This window comes from Saccharopolyspora indica, from assembly GCF_027853965.1.
Lineage (GTDB): Bacteria > Actinomycetota > Actinomycetes > Mycobacteriales > Pseudonocardiaceae > Saccharopolyspora > Saccharopolyspora indica.
Genome location: NZ_JAQGLB010000002.1, coordinates 250,305 through 267,761 on the forward strand (window position 1 = coordinate 250,305; position 17,457 = coordinate 267,761).

The 17,457-nt window shown below is 70.6% G+C and carries 16 protein-coding genes and 3 tRNA genes; 16 read left to right on the forward strand and 3 right to left on the reverse strand.

Annotation, left to right across the window (positions count from 1 at the left end; translation table 11 throughout):
- Positions 1-31 precede the first annotated feature (31 nt).
- The 7 genes from OU416_RS05025 to OU416_RS05055 all read left to right on the forward strand — a co-directional run bounded on the left by OU416_RS05025 (position 32) and on the right by OU416_RS05055 (position 6,420).
- Positions 32-478, forward strand: a complete 447-nt coding sequence (locus OU416_RS05025) for an SRPBCC domain-containing protein (protein WP_270925630.1) — start codon at positions 32-34, stop codon at positions 476-478.
- A complete protein-coding gene (locus OU416_RS05030; RefSeq protein ID WP_270925631.1) occupies positions 475-795 on the forward strand; it encodes an ArsR/SmtB family transcription factor in 321 nt (106 codons plus the stop codon). The genes OU416_RS05025 and OU416_RS05030 overlap by 4 nt, the downstream gene beginning before the upstream one ends.
- 232 nt (positions 796-1,027) lie before the next feature.
- Positions 1,028-2,659 carry a citramalate synthase gene (cimA, locus tag OU416_RS05035; protein ID WP_270925632.1) on the forward strand — a complete coding sequence of 544 codons (1,632 nt, stop codon included), beginning with the start codon at positions 1,028-1,030 and terminating at the stop codon, positions 2,657-2,659.
- A gap of 137 nt (positions 2,660-2,796) precedes the next feature.
- A complete protein-coding gene (locus OU416_RS05040; protein WP_270925633.1) occupies positions 2,797-3,579 on the forward strand; it encodes a fumarylacetoacetate hydrolase family protein in 783 nt (260 codons plus the stop codon).
- 125 nt (positions 3,580-3,704) lie between these two features.
- A complete protein-coding gene (locus OU416_RS05045; RefSeq protein ID WP_270925634.1) occupies positions 3,705-4,298 on the forward strand; it encodes a TetR/AcrR family transcriptional regulator in 594 nt (197 codons plus the stop codon).
- Positions 4,295-5,455 carry an FAD-dependent monooxygenase gene (locus tag OU416_RS05050; protein WP_270925635.1) on the forward strand — a complete coding sequence of 387 codons (1,161 nt, stop codon included), beginning with the start codon at positions 4,295-4,297 and terminating at the stop codon, positions 5,453-5,455. The genes OU416_RS05045 and OU416_RS05050 overlap by 4 nt, the downstream gene beginning before the upstream one ends.
- A gap of 44 nt (positions 5,456-5,499) precedes the next feature.
- The gene (locus tag OU416_RS05055) at positions 5,500-6,420 is read left to right on the forward strand and encodes an SDR family oxidoreductase (protein ID WP_270925636.1); all 921 of its coding nucleotides are present in this window, start codon (positions 5,500-5,502) and stop codon (positions 6,418-6,420) included.
- Here the strand turns inward: OU416_RS05055 and OU416_RS05060 are convergent.
- Positions 6,375-7,604, reverse strand: a complete 1,230-nt coding sequence (locus OU416_RS05060; RefSeq protein ID WP_270925637.1) for an FAD-dependent oxidoreductase — start codon at positions 7,602-7,604, stop codon at positions 6,375-6,377. The two genes, OU416_RS05055 and OU416_RS05060, sit on opposite strands and share 46 nt — an antisense overlap.
- Before the next feature lie 104 nt (positions 7,605-7,708).
- On the opposite strand from OU416_RS05060, the gene gltX reads away from it, so the two are divergent.
- From gltX to OU416_RS05090, 6 genes are all read left to right on the forward strand, one after another.
- Positions 7,709-9,208: a glutamate--tRNA ligase gene (gene gltX, locus OU416_RS05065; protein WP_270925638.1), complete on the forward strand. Its 1,500-nt coding sequence runs from the start codon at positions 7,709-7,711 to the stop codon at positions 9,206-9,208.
- Positions 9,209-9,370: 162 nt separating this feature from the next.
- A complete protein-coding gene (locus OU416_RS05070) occupies positions 9,371-10,120 on the forward strand; it encodes an HAD family hydrolase (RefSeq protein ID WP_270925639.1) in 750 nt (249 codons plus the stop codon).
- A 163-nt stretch (positions 10,121-10,283) separates the two neighbouring features.
- Positions 10,284-10,355, forward strand: a tRNA-Gln gene (locus OU416_RS05075).
- Positions 10,356-10,419: 64 nt separating this feature from the next.
- Positions 10,420-10,492, forward strand: a tRNA-Glu gene (locus tag OU416_RS05080).
- A gap of 712 nt (positions 10,493-11,204) precedes the next feature.
- Positions 11,205-11,280: transfer RNA gene (locus tag OU416_RS05085), tRNA-Glu, on the forward strand.
- Positions 11,281-11,555: 275 nt separating this feature from the next.
- A complete protein-coding gene (locus OU416_RS05090; RefSeq protein ID WP_270925640.1) occupies positions 11,556-11,963 on the forward strand; it encodes a hypothetical protein in 408 nt (135 codons plus the stop codon).
- A gap of 86 nt (positions 11,964-12,049) precedes the next feature.
- Here the strand turns inward: OU416_RS05090 and OU416_RS05095 are convergent, their stop codons facing one another.
- Positions 12,050-12,751 (reverse strand): IclR family transcriptional regulator, encoded by a 702-nt coding sequence (locus tag OU416_RS05095; RefSeq protein WP_270925641.1) that lies wholly within the window; start codon positions 12,749-12,751, stop codon positions 12,050-12,052.
- 88 nt (positions 12,752-12,839) lie between these two features.
- Between OU416_RS05095 and leuC the strand changes: the two genes are divergently transcribed.
- From leuC to OU416_RS05110, 3 genes are all read left to right on the forward strand, one after another.
- Positions 12,840-14,243 carry a 3-isopropylmalate dehydratase large subunit gene (gene leuC / locus OU416_RS05100; RefSeq protein ID WP_270925642.1) on the forward strand — a complete coding sequence of 468 codons (1,404 nt, stop codon included), beginning with the start codon at positions 12,840-12,842 and terminating at the stop codon, positions 14,241-14,243.
- 25 nt (positions 14,244-14,268) lie between these two features.
- On the forward strand, positions 14,269-14,871 hold the full coding sequence (leuD, locus tag OU416_RS05105; protein ID WP_270925643.1) for a 3-isopropylmalate dehydratase small subunit: 603 nt from the start codon (positions 14,269-14,271) through the stop codon (positions 14,869-14,871).
- A gap of 232 nt (positions 14,872-15,103) precedes the next feature.
- Positions 15,104-15,802, forward strand: a complete 699-nt coding sequence (locus OU416_RS05110; RefSeq protein ID WP_270925644.1) for an HU family DNA-binding protein — start codon at positions 15,104-15,106, stop codon at positions 15,800-15,802.
- A 670-nt stretch (positions 15,803-16,472) separates the two neighbouring features.
- Here OU416_RS05110 and OU416_RS05115 read toward each other — a convergent pair.
- Positions 16,473-17,456, reverse strand: a complete 984-nt coding sequence (locus OU416_RS05115; RefSeq protein ID WP_270925645.1) for an NUDIX hydrolase — start codon at positions 17,454-17,456, stop codon at positions 16,473-16,475.
- Position 17,457: the final 1 nt, after the last annotated feature.

Genomic DNA, 17,457 nt, shown 5'->3' on the forward strand with positions numbered 1-17,457 from the left:
AGTTGCACAGTCGACGCGATTGGGAGTGGTCATGGTTTCCGACCGGATCGAGCGCGAGATCGTCATCGAGGCCCCCGTCGAGCGGGTGTGGGCAGCCCTGCTGGAACCCGAGTTCTGGCTCGGGGAGGCGGACCCGACCGGGGTGGAGGTGCGGGAGGGCGGTCGGCTGGTGTCCGAACACCCCGACTACGGCGGCAGCTTCCCGCAGCTGATCGAGAAGATCGACCCGAACCGCTACCTGGCCTACCGCTGGGCGAGCGGATTCCCGAACGCGGAGCCGGATTCGGACAACTCCACGCTGGTCGAGTTCACGCTGACCGAGGAGAGCGGCACGACCCGGCTCCGCGTGGTGGAGAGCGGCTTCGCCGGGCTCGTCGCATCGGAGGAGCAGCGGCGGAGCTCCTTCGAGGACAACACCGGCGGCTGGCGCGAAGTGCTGGACGAGTTCAAGCAGAAGGTGGAGAAGCAGCAGGCGTGACCGAGCACAGTGGTGTCGACGAGGTGCTGGCCGCGCTGGCGGACCCGACGCGGCGGCAGCTCGTCGACCTGCTCGGCGAGCGTGGTGAGGCGACCGCGACGACGCTCGCCGCCGCGCTGCCGGTATCCCGCCAAGCGGTCGTCAAGCACCTGGCGGTGCTGGAGGGCGCAGGACTGGTGACCTCGTACCGAGCCGGGCGCGAGGTCCGCTTCGCGATCCGTTCCGAGCCGCTGGAGGCGACCGCCCGCTGGCTCACCTCCCGCGCGGCTCAGTGGGACCGCCGCCTGGCCGCGATCAAGCGCCGCGCCGAGTCCTGAGCGAGGGCGTCGCCGGTCCGGATGGTGGGAACTCGTAGCCATCTGGTGGTCCGGTGCTGCGTTGTGGCAGCATGGGGACGTGGCTTTCCGCAGTGTGATCATTATTGGCGAGCGCGCCGGGTAGACGACTCCGCACCCCGGCGCGCTGACCTCTCGCATCCTGCGGGGGGTCTTTTTTGTTGCCTGCGCCCGCCGCACCCACCCACCTCCGACGCCACCGGGAGAAGATCCAGTGACCCGCACCCAGCCCGCCGGCACCCCTCTGGGCGACGATTTCCACGTCTACGACACGACCTTGCGGGACGGCGCGCAGCGCGAGGGCATCTCCTACTCGGTCACTGACAAGATCGCCGTCGCGCGGCTGCTGGACTCGCTCGGCGTCGGCTTCGTCGAAGGCGGCTGGCCCGGCGCGCTGCCCAAGGACACCGAGTTCTTCCACCGCGCCGCGGAAGGAGAGCTCGAACTCCGGCACGCCGCGCTGGTCGCCTTCGGCTCCACCCGCCGGGCCGGGGCCAAAGTGGACGAAGATCCGCAGGTGCGGGCGCTGCTGGACTCCCGCGCGCCGGTGGTGACCCTGGTGGCCAAATCGGACCGGAGGCACGTCGAACGCGCGCTGCGCACCGATGTGGCGGAGAACTGCGCGATGGTCGCCGACACGGTGCGGTACCTCGTGGGCGAAGGACGGCGGGTGTTCCTCGACGCGGAGCACTTCTTCGACGGCTACGCCTTCGATCCCGACACCTCGCTGCGCGTGCTGGAATCCGCGGTTCAAGCGGGCGCGGACGTCGTGGTGCTGTGCGACACCAACGGCGGGCAGCTGCCGCTTCAGCTCGCCGAGACCGTCGGCGAGGTCGTCGCGCGCACCGGGTTCCGCCTCGGAATCCACTGCCAGGACGACACCGGGTGCGCGGTGGCCAACAGCGTCGCCGCGGTGCAGGCCGGTGCCACGCACGTGCAGTGCACCGCCAACGGCTACGGCGAGCGGGCGGGCAACGCGGATCTGTTCGCGGTGATCGGGAATCTGGCCGCCAAGCTCCGGATGCCGGTGCTGCCGGAGGGAAAGCTGCGCGAGCTCACCCGGACTTCCCACGCCCTCGCCGAGATCGCCAACCTGGCGCCGGACACGCACCAGGCCTACGTCGGGCAGTCGACCTTCGCGCACAAGGCGGGACTGCACGCGAGCGCGATCAAAGTGGACCCCGAGCTGTACAACCACATCGATCCCGCCGTGGTGGGCAACGGGATGCGGGTCCTGGTCACCGAGATGGCCGGGCGGGCCAGCCTGGAGCTCAAGGGCGCCGAACTCGGCCTCGACCTGTCCGCCGCACCGGACGCGGTCACCGGCGCGGTCCGCCGGGTCAAGGAGCTCGAAGCGCGCGGCTGGTCCTTCGAAGCCGCGGACGCCTCGCTGGAACTGCTGCTGCGCGGCGAGATGGCGACCAGCACCGGCGCCGATCCGGTGGAGGCGCCGTTCGAGCTGGAGTCCTACCGGGTGGTGCTCGACCACCGCTCCGACGGCGAGGTGATCGCCGAGGCGACCGTGAAGGTGCACGTGGCGGGGGAGCGGGTCATCGCGACCGCCGAGGGCAACGGCCCGGTCAACGCGCTGGACGCGGCGCTGCGCGAAGCGCTCGTCCCGCACCTGCCGTGGCTGGAGTCGGTGGAGCTGGCCGACTACAAGGTCCGCATCCTCACCGACGCTCCCGGCACCGACGCGGTGACCAGGGTCCTGGTGGAATCCCGCGACGGCGAGGAGGAGTGGACCACGGTCGGCGTCCACGCCAACATCGTCGAAGCCAGCTGGCTGGCCCTCTGCGACGCCCTGGTCTACAAGTCCACCCGGCAGGCCCTCACCACCACCTGACCGGCTCCGTCACCCGGGGCGGCGTCAATTTCGTACGAAATTGACCGGGGCCGGGGTGACGGCGGGGGCGGAGGCGGGGTGGATGGCCGGGGATAGGCTTTCGGCGGAGAGTCCACAGTTGATCGCGGAGGTTCGTCTTGCGCTTGGCACGTGTCGCCCACTCCTCCGGGGTGTCCTTCGTGGCCCTGGAGCCGGATCCGGCTGCGCCGAAGGAGAAGGTGCTCGCGGTCGAGATCGACCAGCACCCGTTCGGCGATCCCACCTTCACCGGGCGCAAGTGGCCGATGGCCGATGTGCGGCTGCTCGCCCCGATCCTGCCCACGAAGGTCATCTGCATCGGCAAGAACTACGCCGACCACGCCAAGGAGATGGGCGGTGAGCCGCCGGCCCAGCCGGTGATCTTCATGAAGCCGTCCACCTCGGTGATCGGCCCGAACTCGCCCATCAAGCTGCCGCCGAACTCGGAGCGGGTGGACTTCGAGGGCGAGCTGGCCGCGGTCGTCGGCCAGCCGTGCAAGGACGTCCCGGAGGCGCGCGGCACCGACGTCCTGCTGGGCTACACGATCGCCAACGACGTCACCGCGCGCGACCAGCAGCAGGCCGACGGGCAGTGGACCCGGGCCAAGGGCTACGACACGTTCTGCCCGCTGGGGCCGTGGATCGACACCGAGGTGAACCCGGCGGACCTGGCCATCCGGACCGAACTGGACGGTGAGCTCAAGCAGGACTCGCGGACCTCGCTGCTGCTGCACGACGTCGGCGCGCTGGTGTCGTGGATCTCGCGGGTGATGACGCTGCTGCCCGGCGACGTGATCCTCACCGGCACCCCGGCGGGCGTCGGCCCGATGCGGGACGGCCAGAAGGTCTCGGTCTCCATCGACGGCCTCGGCACCCTCACCAACCCCGTCCAGCAGGCCTGACACCGGGTTTCCAGCACAGCGCGAAGGGCGTCCGCCGGTCGGCGGGCGCCCTTCGCGCTTTCTCGAACGGGTGAGCTGGATCATCTGCCGCCGCGGAGCCCGGCCGGGTCGGTTATCTTGGTCGAGTGACTAAGTTAGTCGATCGACCAAGTTCGGACCGCGGTCGGCGGAGGCGCGAGGAGCTCGTCGCGGCGGGGCTGTCCCTGCTCGTCGAGGGCGGCTGGGCCGCGGTGACCACGCGGGCGGTGGCGGCACGCGGCGAAGCCAACGCGGGACTCATCCACTACCACTTCGGCGGGCTGCCCGGCCTGCGCCTGGCGGTCGCCGAACGAGCGGGGGAGGAGGCCATCGCGCCCGTCGTCGACGCGCTGGTGGACTCGCCCGACGCGCGCTCGGCGATCGAGGCGATGGGCGCGGCGATCTCCCGCGTCGCGGCCGATGACCAGGTGGTCCGGCTGGCGGTCGAACTGGTCTCCGGGACGAGGCAGGACCCGGCGCTCGGCGAAGCCCTGCGCGCGAGCATGCGGGAAGCGCGCGAGCGGATCGCCGACTGGCTCGGGGGCTTGCGGCCGGAGTGGACGCCGGAGCGGCGGGCTGGAGCCGCCACGCTGGTCGTGGCGCTGCTGGACGGGATGATGCTGCACCGCGAGCTCGACGAGGACCTGCCCGTCGATCCGGCGCTGACGGTCCTCGGTGAGCTGATCGGAGCCGGGGAGTGAGAGTCCTGATCTCCGGCGGGGGAATCGCCGGCCTCACCGCCGCGTACTGGTTGCACCACCACGGTCACGAGCCGGTCGTGGTCGAGCGAGCGCCGCGCGGGCAGTTCGGCGGCTACGGCATCGACTTCTTCGGCACCGGCCACGACATCGCCGCGCGGATGGGGCTGATCGACCGGCTCGCCGCGCACCAGCTGCCCACCGAGGACATCCGCTACGTCGACGCGCGGGGACGGCTCCGGTCCAGGCTCGAACGGCGACTGCTGGAGAAGGTGATCGGCGGCCCCTATCTCGCGCTGATGCACGCCAGGCTGGAAGAGGCGCTGGCCGATGCCGTGCGGGGCCGGGTCGAGATCCGCCACGAGCAGCGCATCGCGGCGGTCGGGCAACGACCGGACGGCATCGACGTCGTCTTCGCCGACGGCGCGGCGGACAGCTTCGACCTGCTCGTCGGCGCGGACGGCGTGCACTCGGCGACCCGCGAGCTGGTCTTCGGCCCCGAGAGCCGCTTCGCCCGGCGCCTCGGCTACACCATGGCCTGCTACCCGGTGCCCGACAGCTACGGGCTGGGGCCGCGGCGCATCCACTACAGCGAGCCCGGGCGCCAGGTCGTGCTCTACCCGACCGACACCCCGGGCGAGCTGATCGCGCTCTTCCTCCACCGCACCGCCGACCAGACCGCACCTCCGCGCGCCGAACGGCGTGCGGCGCTGCGCGATGCGTTCGACGGGATGGGGTGGATCACGCCGGAGCTGCTCGCAGCGGCACCCGAGGACATCTTCGTGGACGGCCTCACCCAGATCCGGATGCCGCGATGGCACCGCGGCCGCGTCGCCCTCATCGGCGACGCCTGCGCCGCGATGACCCTGACGTCCGCGCAGGGCGCATCCATGGCGATGGCCGGTGGGTACCTCCTCGCCGAAGCGCTGCACCGGCACGACGCCCGCACGGCCGCTTTCCGCGCCTGCGAAGCACGACTGCGCCCCGCCGTGACCCTGCGCCAGGACCACGCCCGCAGCTTCGCGCGCTTCCTCGTCCCGGCGACGCGCGCCGGACTCGCCGTCCAGGGAGCGGTTTCCCGCATCGGCATGCGCGACGCCTTCGCCGGGCTGCTCCGCCGCGGATACGGCGACACCACCAGCATCCTCGGCGGCGCGTGAGCGCTTCCTCGTCCACCAACCGACCACTACCGGGAAGGAACCCGATGAAAGGCGATCAGAAGCGAGTTCTCGTCGTCGGAGCGACGGGCTACGTGGGCCGCCACATCGTCGCGCGGCTGCACGAGGACGGCTACCGCGTTCGCGCGGTGGTCCGCGACGAGGAGCGGGCGCTGGCCCCCGGCGCGTACGGTGCGCCCGCTCTCGCCGAGCGCGTCGACGAATGGGTCGTCGCACGCGGCGGCCGGGCGGACGTCGACGCGGCGGTCATGTCGGATGTGGACCACGTCGTGTCGGCCCTCGGGGTGACCCGGCAGAAGGCGGATCCCTGGGAGATCGACTTCCTGCTGAACCTCCGCTACCTGGAGCTCGCGGAGGAAGAGCGAGTGGACTCGTTCCTCTACGTCGGAGTCATGAACGCCGCCACCGGGACCTCGATGGTGAGCCGCTCGAAGCACGCGTTCATGGAAGCGCTGCGCCGAGCCGACGTGGGGCCGCAGATCGTCAACCCGTCGGGCTACTTCTCCGACCTCACCGAGATCTTCGACCTCGCCCGGCGCGGAATGGCGTTCGGACTGGGCGACGGGCACGTTCGCCTGTCACCCATCCACGGTGCCGATCTCGCGGAGTTCTGCGTCTCCAGGCTTCGCGCGGGTGCGGGCACCTGGGACGTCGGCGGGCCGGAAGCGCTCAGCTACCGCGAGATCGTGCAGATGGCGTTCGACGCGGCAGGCCGCAAGCCCCGGTACGTCCGGGTGCCCGGCGCGCTGGCGTCGTCGGCCGTGTGGGCGGCCGACCGGCTCAGCCCGCGCGCCGGCTCGCTGACGCGGTTCTTCCTCGAGGGCATGCAGACCGATTCCGTCGGCGTCCCGTTCGGAACGCGCACCCTCCGGGACTACTTCGCATCGCTGTCGGACCAGCTTCAGCGCAGCGCCGAGCGCGGCGGGCGCTCGCGGACCGCGCCGTAGGCGAGGACGTAGGGCGGGATCTTGCGCAGCCACGGGAGTTTCGAGGCCGCTCGGATGGGCAGCGGGAGGCGCGCGGTGCCGCCGAAGTCGATCTCGCCGTGCAGCGCGGGGCCGACCACGTTGTCGTGGATCACGCGCTGGAGCCGCTGGATCAGCACGGTCGTCGGCCACCGCCGCCGCTGCACCGCCGCCACGTGCTTGCGCTCCAGGCGTCCTTCGCGCAGCGGGTCGGCCAGGTAGCGCGCCGCCGCGACCGCGTCCTGCACCGCCAGGTTGATGCCGATCCCGCCCACCGGCGACATCGCGTGCGCCGCGTCGCCGATGCACAGCAGACCCGGCACGTGCCACTTGCGGAGCCGGTCCAGCGTCACGTGCAGCACCTTGACGTCGTCCCAGTCCGCCACCAGCTCCCGCCCGGCGAGCCAGGGGATCCGGCGCACCAGGCCCTCGTTGAACTCCTCGATCGGCCGGTTCCGGCCCTCCGCGTCGGTTCCCTTGGGGATGATCGCGGCCACCTGGTAGTAGTCGCCGCGGTCGATCATCGCGAGGAAGGTGCGGTCGCGGATCAGCCCGATGGCGCCCGCCGGGTCCTCCGGCAGGCGCGGCACCCCGAACCACCGGACGTCCATCGGCGTGGGGAAGTCCTGCAGGCGCAGCTCGGGCATCGTGCGCACGAACGACTTGCGGCCGTCGCAGGCGACCGTGATGGTGGCGCGGATCTCGCCGGTGCCGCCGTCGGCCGTGCGGTAGCGAACACCGTTGACCCGGCCGCCTTCGCGGATCAGCTCGGTCGCCTCGGTGTTCATCCGCAGCGCGAAGCCGGGTTCCTGCTTGCCCGCGTCGGCGAGCATGTCCAGCAGGTCCCACTGCGGGACCATCGCGATGTAGTTGTACTTCATCTTCAGCCGGTTGAAGTCGCCCAGGGTGAACAGCTCGCCGGTTTCCCCGACCGGCACCGAGACCCGGTTCAGCCTGCGGTGCGGGAGTTCCTCCAGCCGCTCGGCCAGGCCGAGGTCGTCGAGCAGGTGCAGGGTCGTCGGGTGCACCGTGTCGCCGCGGAAGTCGCGCAGGAAGTCGCCGTGCTTCTCCAGCACGGTCACGTCGACGCCCGCGCGCGCCAGCAGCAGGCCCAGGACCATGCCCGCCGGGCCGCCGCCCACGATGCAGCAGGTGGTTCGCTCCATTGCGATCCCCTCCAGTTTTTTCAACGCCTGTTGAATAAGTTCAGCATGCTCCTCCGGGACGTGCCCGTCAAGCGCCGCCGCCCGGTGGCTACGCTGGATGTGTTATGAGCACGCCAGAAGCAGCAGCAACAGCAGCCGACGCCAGGCCCGTCCGGGCCCGGTTCTGCCCCTCGCCGACCGGCACCCCGCACGTCGGCCTGATCCGCACCGCCCTCTACAACTGGGCCTTCGCCCGGCACAACAAGGGCACCCTGGTGTTCCGCATCGAGGACACCGACGCCGCCCGGGACAGCGAGGAGTCCTACCAGGCGCTGCTGGACGCGCTGCGCTGGTTGGGCCTGGACTGGGACGAGGGCCCCGAAGTCGGCGGCCCCTACGGCCCCTACCGGCAGAGCGAGCGCCGCGACATCTACGCCGACGTCGCGCAGCGCCTGCTCGCCGCCGGTGAGCTCTACGAGTCCTTCTCCTCGCCCGAGGAGGTCGAGGCCCGGCACAAGGCGGCCGGCCGCGACCCCAAGCTCGGCTACGACAACTTCGACCGCGAGCTCACCGAGGAGCAGGTGGCCGCGTTCCGCGCCGAGGGCCGCAAGCCGGTGCTGCGGCTGCGGATGCCCGACCGCGACATCTCCTTCACCGACCTGGTGCGCGGCGAGATCACCTTCCCCGCGGGCAGCGTGCCCGACCCGGTCCTGGTGCGCGGCAACGGAGATCCGCTCTACACCCTGACCAACCCGGTCGACGACGCCATGCAGCGCGTCACCCACGTGCTGCGCGGCGAGGACCTGCTGTCCTCCACGCCGCGGCAGATCGCGCTCTACGAGGCGCTGCAGCGCATCGGTGTCACCGACTTCACGCCCGAGTTCGGCCACCTGCCGTTCGTCATGGGCGAGGGCAACAAGAAGCTCTCCAAGCGCGACCCGCAGTCCAACCTGTTCCACCACCGCGACCGGGGTTTCCTGCCCGAGGGCCTGCTGAACTACCTGGCGCTGCTGGGCTGGTCCATCTCCGAGGACCGCGACGTGTTCAGCCTGGACGAGATGGTCGAGGCCTTCGACATCGGCCGCGTCAGCTCCAACCCGGCGCGCTTCGACCAGAAGAAGGCCGACGCGATCAACTCCGCGCACCTGCGCGCGCTGGCGCCGGACGACTTCGTCGAGCGCATCGTGCCGTACCTGATCAACGGCGGGGTGCTGCCCAGCGAGCCGACCGAGCAGCAGCTGGGCATCGTGCGCGCCGCCGCGCCGCTGGTGCAGGAGCGGCTCGTGGTGCTCTCCGACGCCGTCGGCATGATGGCCTTCCTGTTCGCCGGCGACGAGTTCACCCCGGAGCAGGCCTCCGCGGACAAGGCGCTCGGCGAGGACGCCAAGCCGGTGCTGGAGGCGGCCATCAACGCGCTCAGCGCGCTGCCGGAGTGGACCACGGCGGCCATCGAGCAGGCGCTGAAGGACGCCGTCGTGGACGGCCTGGGCATCAAGCCGCGCAAGGCCTTCGCACCGGTTCGCGTCGCCGTCACCGGCCGCACCGTGTCGCCGCCGCTGTACGAGTCGATGGAACTCCTGGGGCGCGAGGTCTCCCTCGCCCGCCTGCGCAAGGCCCTGGGCTGAACCAGTCGCGCCCCGCCGGAGCTCTTCCGGCGGGGCGCGCTGCGTGACGGAGGTGGTCGCGCTCACCCCGGATGCCGACTGACGTGCCCAAGCGGAAATGGGCCGACAGGATCACCGTGTTGGCCGAATCGGACGCAGCGGGTGAGCGCCTAGCCTCTCGGGGTGACATCCGCGCCCAAGCCTCCCGCCACCCACGCACCCGGACAGCTCAAGGCCGTGTGCCTCGACGTCGACGACACGCTGCTGGACGGTCAGCGCGCGTCGCGACAAGGCCTGCGGGAGCTCGTCGGCACCGACCGCGCCTGGCCGGTGTGGGAGCGCACCACCGACGACTTCTACGCGCGGTTCGTCAGCGGCGAGCTCGACTTCGACACGATGTGCGTCCAGCGCACCAAAGCCTTCTTCGCCGCCTTCGGCGAGCGGATCGACGACACCGAAGCCACCCGCCGCGAGAGCATCCGCATGGCCGCCATGCAGCGCGCCTGGAGCCTCTTCGACGACGCCCGCCCCTGCCTGGACTGGATGCGCGACAGCGGCCTGCGGCTCGCCGTCATCACCAACGCGCCGAGCACCTACCAGCGCAAGAAGATCGCCGCCGTAGGCCTCGCCGACGCCTTCGACGTGCTCGTCATCTCCGGCGAGGTCGGCGTCGCCAAACCCGACCCGCAGATCTTCGAAGCCGCCTGCGAGGCGCTGGGCCTGCCGCCCGGCGAAGTCGCCCACGTCGGCGACCGCCTCGACACCGACGCCCTGGGCGCCGCCCGGGCCGGCCTGCACGGCATCTGGCTCAACCGCGACCACCGGGCACCGGCGACCACCGAGGTGCCGACCATCGCGAGCCTGCACGAACTCCCCGAACTCCTCGTCGGCGACCTGCCCGCCGTCCCGGCGGTGCCCGAGCTGATCCCCTGAAGACCCGCCGCAACCGCCGCGACCTGCGACGATCCCGTTAACCCACCCCCCATTTCAGGGCCCTCCGAGCGATGGTCTAATATTCTTACCAACGCAGCGGACAGCAGTCCGGAAGCCGAACTCCCCGGAGATCGGAAAAAGGGCAACTGGCCGCGCGGCACCATGGGGTATGGTGTAATTGGCAGCACGACTGATTCTGGTTCAGTTAGTCTAGGTTCGAGTCCTGGTACCCCAGCGAGCAGATCGCAAACGTGACTAAGGGAGCTCTCCCGGCGTCGAAGTAGTGATCTCTCAAGCGTGGTCCCGTCGTCTAGCGGCCTAGGACGCCGCCCTCTCAAGGCGGTAGCGCGGGTTCAAATCCCGTCGGGACTACAAGGGTGGGAGGGCCCTGTCTGCGTGTTGCAGACAGGGCCCTTTCCGTATTTGTATTGGGGGGCCGAGCCCCCCACGCCCCCCACGGTGCGGGGGTTGCTTATCGGGTGCTCCTTGCGTGGTGTGCGTACCCGGCCTGGGTTCTGGACCAGCTTTTCGGCTTGGCTTGGGGTGGTGGGCTGGCCTGGGTTCTGGGCCAGTCTTTCGGCTTGGCTTGGGGTGGTGGGTCGGTCTGGGTTCTGGGCCAGTCTTTCGGCTTGGCTTGGGGTGGTGGGTCGGCTTTCGGCCTGTGGTGGGGTTCTGGGGTGGGTGGTGGTTGTTGGTCGTGATCGCGTGCTGTATCCACTGCTGTTCGGGGGTGGGGAACCTCCGCGATTTCGGTTGAAATCGGATGGGGTTGCCGCGGGTTTCGTCGGAGGCGTGACGAAGCCGATTTCAATTGAAATCGCTACACCGCGCGACGCAACCACCTACCGCTTTGAACCCGACCCGGCCTCGGACTCCACTGCACCTCTGCTCCCGACCCCGCTCCGGTGTCGCCGCCGATCGGTTGGTGGGGCGCTTCCTGCCGATTGGTTGGTGGGCGTGTCGCTCGTGGTTGTGGTGGTGTCTCGGTCTGTTCTCCCTGGCCTGGTTGTGCTGGGGTTTTGGCTCTTTCGGGGGGTGGGGTTCGGGTGGGGTTTTGGGTGCTGTAGAGTTCTTCTCGTAGCGCGGTCCCGTCGTCTAGCGGCCTAGGACGCCGCCCTCTCAAGGCGGTAGCGCGGGTTCAAATCCCGTCGGGACTACCAAGGGGAAGCCCCACTCGTGAACTTCACGGGTGGGGCTTTTTCACGTCTTGGGGGCGCTCTTCGCGGGGGAGGGTGGGGTTGTGGTGGAGATGGAGTTGTTGCCCGGGATCGGGTTGGGGTTGGGCGATGAGGTCGTCCGGTTCGGGGATTGCGCCGGGGCCGTTCGGGACGTTCTCTCGGGATCGGTGCCGGTTCACTTCGCGAGGCAGTGCATGGCGCCTGGGCTTGGTGACTACTGCGAGCTTCGGCATGCTCACGACGCTTGGGTCTTCGGGGTGCTCTTCCAGCCATCGTGGAACTTCTTCGGCGCTGCCGACGGCGTCACGGTGAGCGTGGCCGGTGGTGGGCCCGGGCGGAACGGGGAACTCGCGCGCATCGAGATCTGCCGGGACCGGGACGCCGGGGAGGCGATCGCCGTGGCCTGGGACGGGATCGACCTGTTCGGGCACTCGTGCGCGGACGTTCTGCCGGTGCTGCCCGGTGGTCGCGAGCCGGTTCTCGCGCCCGACGGGTCAGTCGGCGTGGTGGTGGAATCGCTGGGGCTGCAACTCCTCCGGCCCGCGACCCGTGAGCACTGGGAACGGCTGGTCCTCTTCAGCGGCTCCACCGGGTGGGCCGACTGCTGTCCGGGGATCTGCGCGTGCGCCGCCGGCGGTGACTGGGGAGCGGGGATCTTCAAGTAGCGCGCCCGGTTCCGGGCGCGGATGGTGGGGATCTCACCGGTTCCGCGGGCGGTGCGGGGGTTCTGGCCCCGCACCGCGCTCGCGCGTCACAGGCGGTTCTGCAGGGCTTCCGCCGCGGCGAGGAGGTCTGCCGCCCAGCGGGCGCCCGGGCGGCGGCCCATCCGGTCGATGGGGCCGGAGACCGAGATCGCCGCCACCACCGTTCCCTGGGAGTCCTTCACCGGGGCGCTCACGCTCGCCACTCCCGATTCCCGCTCCGCCACGCTCTGGGCCCAGCCCCGGCGGCGGACCTCCATGAGGGTTCGTTCGCCGAAGACCGCTTCCGACAGGACCGCTCGCTGGGTCGCCGGGTCCGCCCAGGCCGCCAGGACCTTCGCTCCCGAGCCCGCCGTCATCGGCAGGGCCGTGCCCACCGGGACGGTGTCGCGGAGACCGCTGGGCGGCTCCGCGGTCGCGATGCACAGGCGCTGCAAGCCGTCCCTGCGGTAGAGCTGGACGCTTTCGCCCGTGATGTCCCGGAGTTTGGGCAGTACTGTGGTCGCTGCCTCCAGCAACGGGTCCACCGCTCCGCCGGCCAGTTCCGCCAGCGCCGCACCCGGGCGCCAGCGCCCGTCCGAATCCCGGCGCAGGAGGCGGTGCACCTCCAGGCCCACCGCCAGGCGGTGCGCGGTCGCCCTCGGCAGGCCCGTGCGGCTGCACAGTTCCGCCAGGCCGCACGGTTCGTTGGCAACGGCCTGCAGAACGGCCACTGCCTTGTCCAGTACTCCGATGCCGCTATGCTGTCCCACGTACCGATACTAGCTTCCCGATATCTGGGAAGTCCACTCTGTGGGAAGACCCGTTCCGGGGTCTCGGCAGGCTCGACTGGGAGCAGCGATGGGAAAAACGCTCGCGGAGAAGGTTTGGGATGCGCACATCGTGCGCCGCGGTGAGGGGCACGAGCCGGACCTGCTCTACATCGATCTCCACCTGGTGCACGAGGTCACCAGTCCGCAGGCCTTCGAGGGGCTGCGGCTGGCCGGCCGCCCGGTGCGCCGCCCCGACCTGACGCTGGCCACCGAAGACCACAACGTGCCCACCACCGGGATCGACCTGCCGATCGCCGACCCGGTGTCGCGCACCCAGGTCGAGACCTTGCGCAAGAACTGCGCGGAATTCGGCATCCGGCTGCACCCGATGGGCGACGCCGAGCAGGGCATCGTGCACGTCGTCGGCCCGCAGCTCGGGCTGACCCAGCCCGGCACCACGGTGGTCTGCGGCGACAGCCACACCTCGACGCACGGCGCGTTCGGCGCGCTGGCCTTCGGCATCGGCACTTCCGAGGTCGAGCACGTGCTGGCCACCCAGACGCTGCCGCTGAAGCCGTTCAAGACCATGGCCATCAACATCGATGGCGCGCTGCGTCCGGGAGTGACCAGCAAGGACGTGATCCTGGCCGTGATCGCCAAGATCGGCACCGGCGGCGGGCAGGGCTACGTGCTGGAGTACCGCGGCGAAGCGATCCGGCAGCTGTCCATGGAAGCCCGCATGACGATCTGCAACATGTCGATCGAGGCGGGCGCGCGGGCGGGCATGATCGCGCCGGACGAAACGACTTTCGAGTACCTGAAGGGGCGTCCGCACGCCCCCGAGGGCGCCGAGTGGGACGCCGCCGTCGAGTACTGGCGGACGCTGCGCACCGACGACGACGCCACTTTCGACGCAGAGGTCACGCTCAACGCCGATGAGCTCACGCCTTTCGTCACCTGGGGCACCAACCCGGGCCAGGGCCTGCCGCTGGGCGAGCGGGTGCCGGACCCGGAGCGGATCGCCGACGAGGGCGAGCGCTTCGCCGCGGAGAAGGCGTTGGCCTACATGGGCCTGGAGCCGGGCACGCCGCTGCGCGAGGTCTCGGTCGACACCGTGTTCCTGGGCTCGTGCACCAACGGCCGCATCGAGGACCTGCGCGCCGCCGCCGACGTCCTGAAGGGCCGCAAGGTGGCGCAGGACGTCCGGATGCTGGTGGTGCCGGGCTCGATGAAGGTCCGGGTGCAGGCGGAGTCCGAGGGGCTGCACGAGGTTTTCACTGCCGCGGGCGCGGAATGGCGTTCGGCCGGTTGTTCGATGTGCCTGGGCATGAACCCGGACCAGCTCACCCCCGGCGAGCGCAGCGCGTCGACCTCCAACCGCAACTTCGAGGGCAGGCAGGGCAAGGGCGGCCGCACCCACCTGGTCTCCCCGCTCGTCGCCGCGGCCACGGCCGTGCGCGGCACCCTGTCCTCGCCCGAAGACCTCGACTGAAACCCACCCACCAGGAGCAGTGACGATGGAACCGTTCAAGACGCACACCGGGGTCGGCGTCCCGCTGCGCCGGTCCAACGTGGACACCGACCAGATCATCCCGGCGGTCTACCTCAAGCGGGTCTCGCGGACCGGCTTCGAGGACGCCCTGTTCGCCGCCTGGCGGGGCGACGAGGACTTCATCCTCAACCAGGAGCCGTTCCGCGCCGGCAGCGTGCTGGTGGCCGGGCCCGACTTCGGCACCGGCTCCTCCCGCGAGCACGCCGTGTGGGCGCTGAAGGACTACGGCTTCCGGGTGGTCATCTCCAGCCGCTTCGCCGACATCTTCCGCGGCAATTCGGGCAAGCAGGGGCTGCTGGCGGCCCAGTGCGAGCAGTCCGATGTGGAACTGCTGTGGAAGCTGCTGGAGAACGAGCCCGGTACCGCCGTGACGGTGGATCTGGAGCAACGGACCGTGCACGCCAAGGATCTCACCGTGGCGTTCAGCATCGACGACTACACCCGCTGGCGGCTGCTGGAGGGCCTCGACGACATCGGGCTGACCCTGCGGCACGCCGAGACGATCGACACTTTTGAGCGGGCGCGGCCCGGCTTCAAGCCCGCCACGCTGCCCGCTCCGGCAGGCTGACAGCGGCACCCCCGGGTGGCGGATTCCTTCTGCTGCGCAAGGAGAATCCCGTCACCCGGGGCACAACTGAACAGTTGCTCCACGAGCACATCGGCCCCGTTGCCCGGAGACGAATGCCCGCGCCCTGAACGAAAAAATGGGGCGTGGCGATTGGCATTTGTTTATCCGGGGCTTTACCGTTGACATTGAGTCGGCCCAACGGGGCCGTTGTTGTGTCCTGGGAGGGACTGAAGTGAACAAGGCCCAACTCATCGAGGCTCTGGCAGAACGCCTCGGAGACAAGAAGACCGCCAGCCAGGCTGTGGAAAACGTCGTGGACATCATCGTTCGCAACGTCAACAAAGGCGAGAAGGTCAACATCACCGGCTTCGGGGTTTTCGAGAAGCGGGCCCGCGCCGCTCGTACCGCTCGCAACCCGCGCACCGGTGAGTCCGTGAAGGTCAAGAAGACCAACGTTCCCGCCTTCCGCGCCGGCACCCAGTTCAAGGAAGTCGTGGGCGGCCAGCGGAAACTGCCGCGCCAGTCCTCGGTCAAGGCGGCCACCACCCGCGGTGCCACCACCCGGACCGCGACCGCCACCAAGGCTGCCGCCGGCACCAAGGCCAAGGCCACCGCCACGCGCGCCACCGCGACCAAGACCGCCGGTCGCACGACCGCGAAGGCCGCCACCACCAAGGCGACCGCGACCAAGGCCGCGCCGAAGGCCGCCGCCAAGGCGACCGCGACCAAGGCCGCGCCGAAGCGGGCCACCAAGGCCACCACGGCCAAGGCGACTCCGGCCAAGGCGACCACCGCCAAGGCGACTCCGGCGAAGGCCACCACCAAGCGGACGAGCACCGCCAAGGCCAGCACCGCCAAGACGACCGCGGCCAAGACGACCCGTCCGGCGACCAAGAAGGCGACGACCACTCGCAAGTCCACCAAGAAGTGAGTGCTCGCCCCAGCAGCGAGCACCAGTGGACCGAGCGGGCGGTCATCTGACCCGGACACCGGGACGAGGTGCCGCCCGCTCTTCGGCCAGGTTGCCCCCCGACCGCCTGCGGCGGGGAGGCGATTCCGCCGACGTGCGCGGCGTCCGCACACCGACGCCCGCTCGTGGTGCAAACGGGGTTGAGCGGGCCGTAGCCGCCGGAAAACCGGTCAGCTGCGCCCTGCCACCCGGTGGGCGGCGCGCAACGCCCACATGGCGCGATCAGCGCCGAACAGCGGTGCGCAGCCGCTGAATTCCGGAGCCGGGGCGTCGGCGAACCGGACGCCGACGCATCCGACCCCGAAACCGGACGGATGAACTTCCCCCGGGAAACCGTGCCCGGCGGCGCGAGCAGCGCCCGCCCGGCAATGCGGTTGTCCGGGCGAACGCCGCTTCCGGCCCGGACCCCGTTGAGAGTCTGTCGGCGAATGCCGTCCGCGCCTGTGCAAGCGGCGGCAGCCGCTTTGACCACCTCAGCAAAGCAACCACCGGCGGGTTCTGAGTGCTTTCCTGGCGAGCACGGCCCCTCCGCCGTGCATTCGGTCATACATCAGGAGGGGCACCCGCAGTCCGGGGAAGCACTCAGGTTCCGCCAAGCGACCACCTGAGCAACGCAACCACCAACAGGCATTCAGGCGATCGGGTCCGGGAGGTAGTTCGCGGCCGCCAGGCGCAGCGGCGCGGCGCCGTTGTCGCCCGCCGCGCGGCGGAACGTCAGGGTCCAGACGCTGCCCTTGCGGCTGGCCACCTCGCCCAGCCCGGTCACCCCGCCGGAATCCGCCAGCCGGGTCACCAGGTCCGGGATCACGCCGCCCTGGCTGCACACCAGCGCCGGCCCGGTTCCGGCCGCCACCCGCAGCATCCGCGCCACGGCCGCGTCCGGGTCGGCGAGATAGCCCTCCTCGGAGAACAGCGGCTCGGTCCCGATCCGCGTTCCCAGGTCCGCCGCGATGGGCGCCACCGTTTGCTCGCAGCGCAGTCGCGGCGCGGAATAGACCCGGACCGGCCCGAACAGCGGCAGCAGTGAATGCAATGCGTCGCGCTGCCGCTGTCCCGCTTCGGTGAGCGGGCGCAGCACGTCGTCACCGGACCAATCGGATCGCTTGCCCGCTTTGGCGTGCCGGACGAGCAATACCGTCGGCGATTCCGCGGGCAATTGCTCGAAGGCGTCCAGCACCCGCCCGTCGTGCGGATAGCTGACCAGTTCGCGCGCTTCGGCGACGGGCAGCCAGCGGAGTTCGTCCACTTCGTCGTTGCGGGCGAAGGAGCCGCCGCCGGCGCGGGCGGCGAAGTAGTCCACGACCTTCGGCGCGGTTCCGCCCGGGGCCGGGACGTCGTAGCCGATCCGGGTGAGGAAGCGGGAGAGCACGCAGGAGAACCCGGTCTCCTCGGCGACCTCGCGGGCCGCCGCGTGCGCGGGCAGCTCACCGGGATCGAGCTTGCCCTTCGGCAGCGACCAGTCGTCGTAGCGGGGGCGGTGCACCACCGCCACCTCCGGGCCGCCCGTGCCGTCGCGCCACAGCACCGCACCGGCGGCGCGCACGGTTCGGCCCGGAGCATCAGTCGGTTCGCCGTCGATCTGTTCGGTAGCCGGCTGGTTCTCGGTCACGCTCATC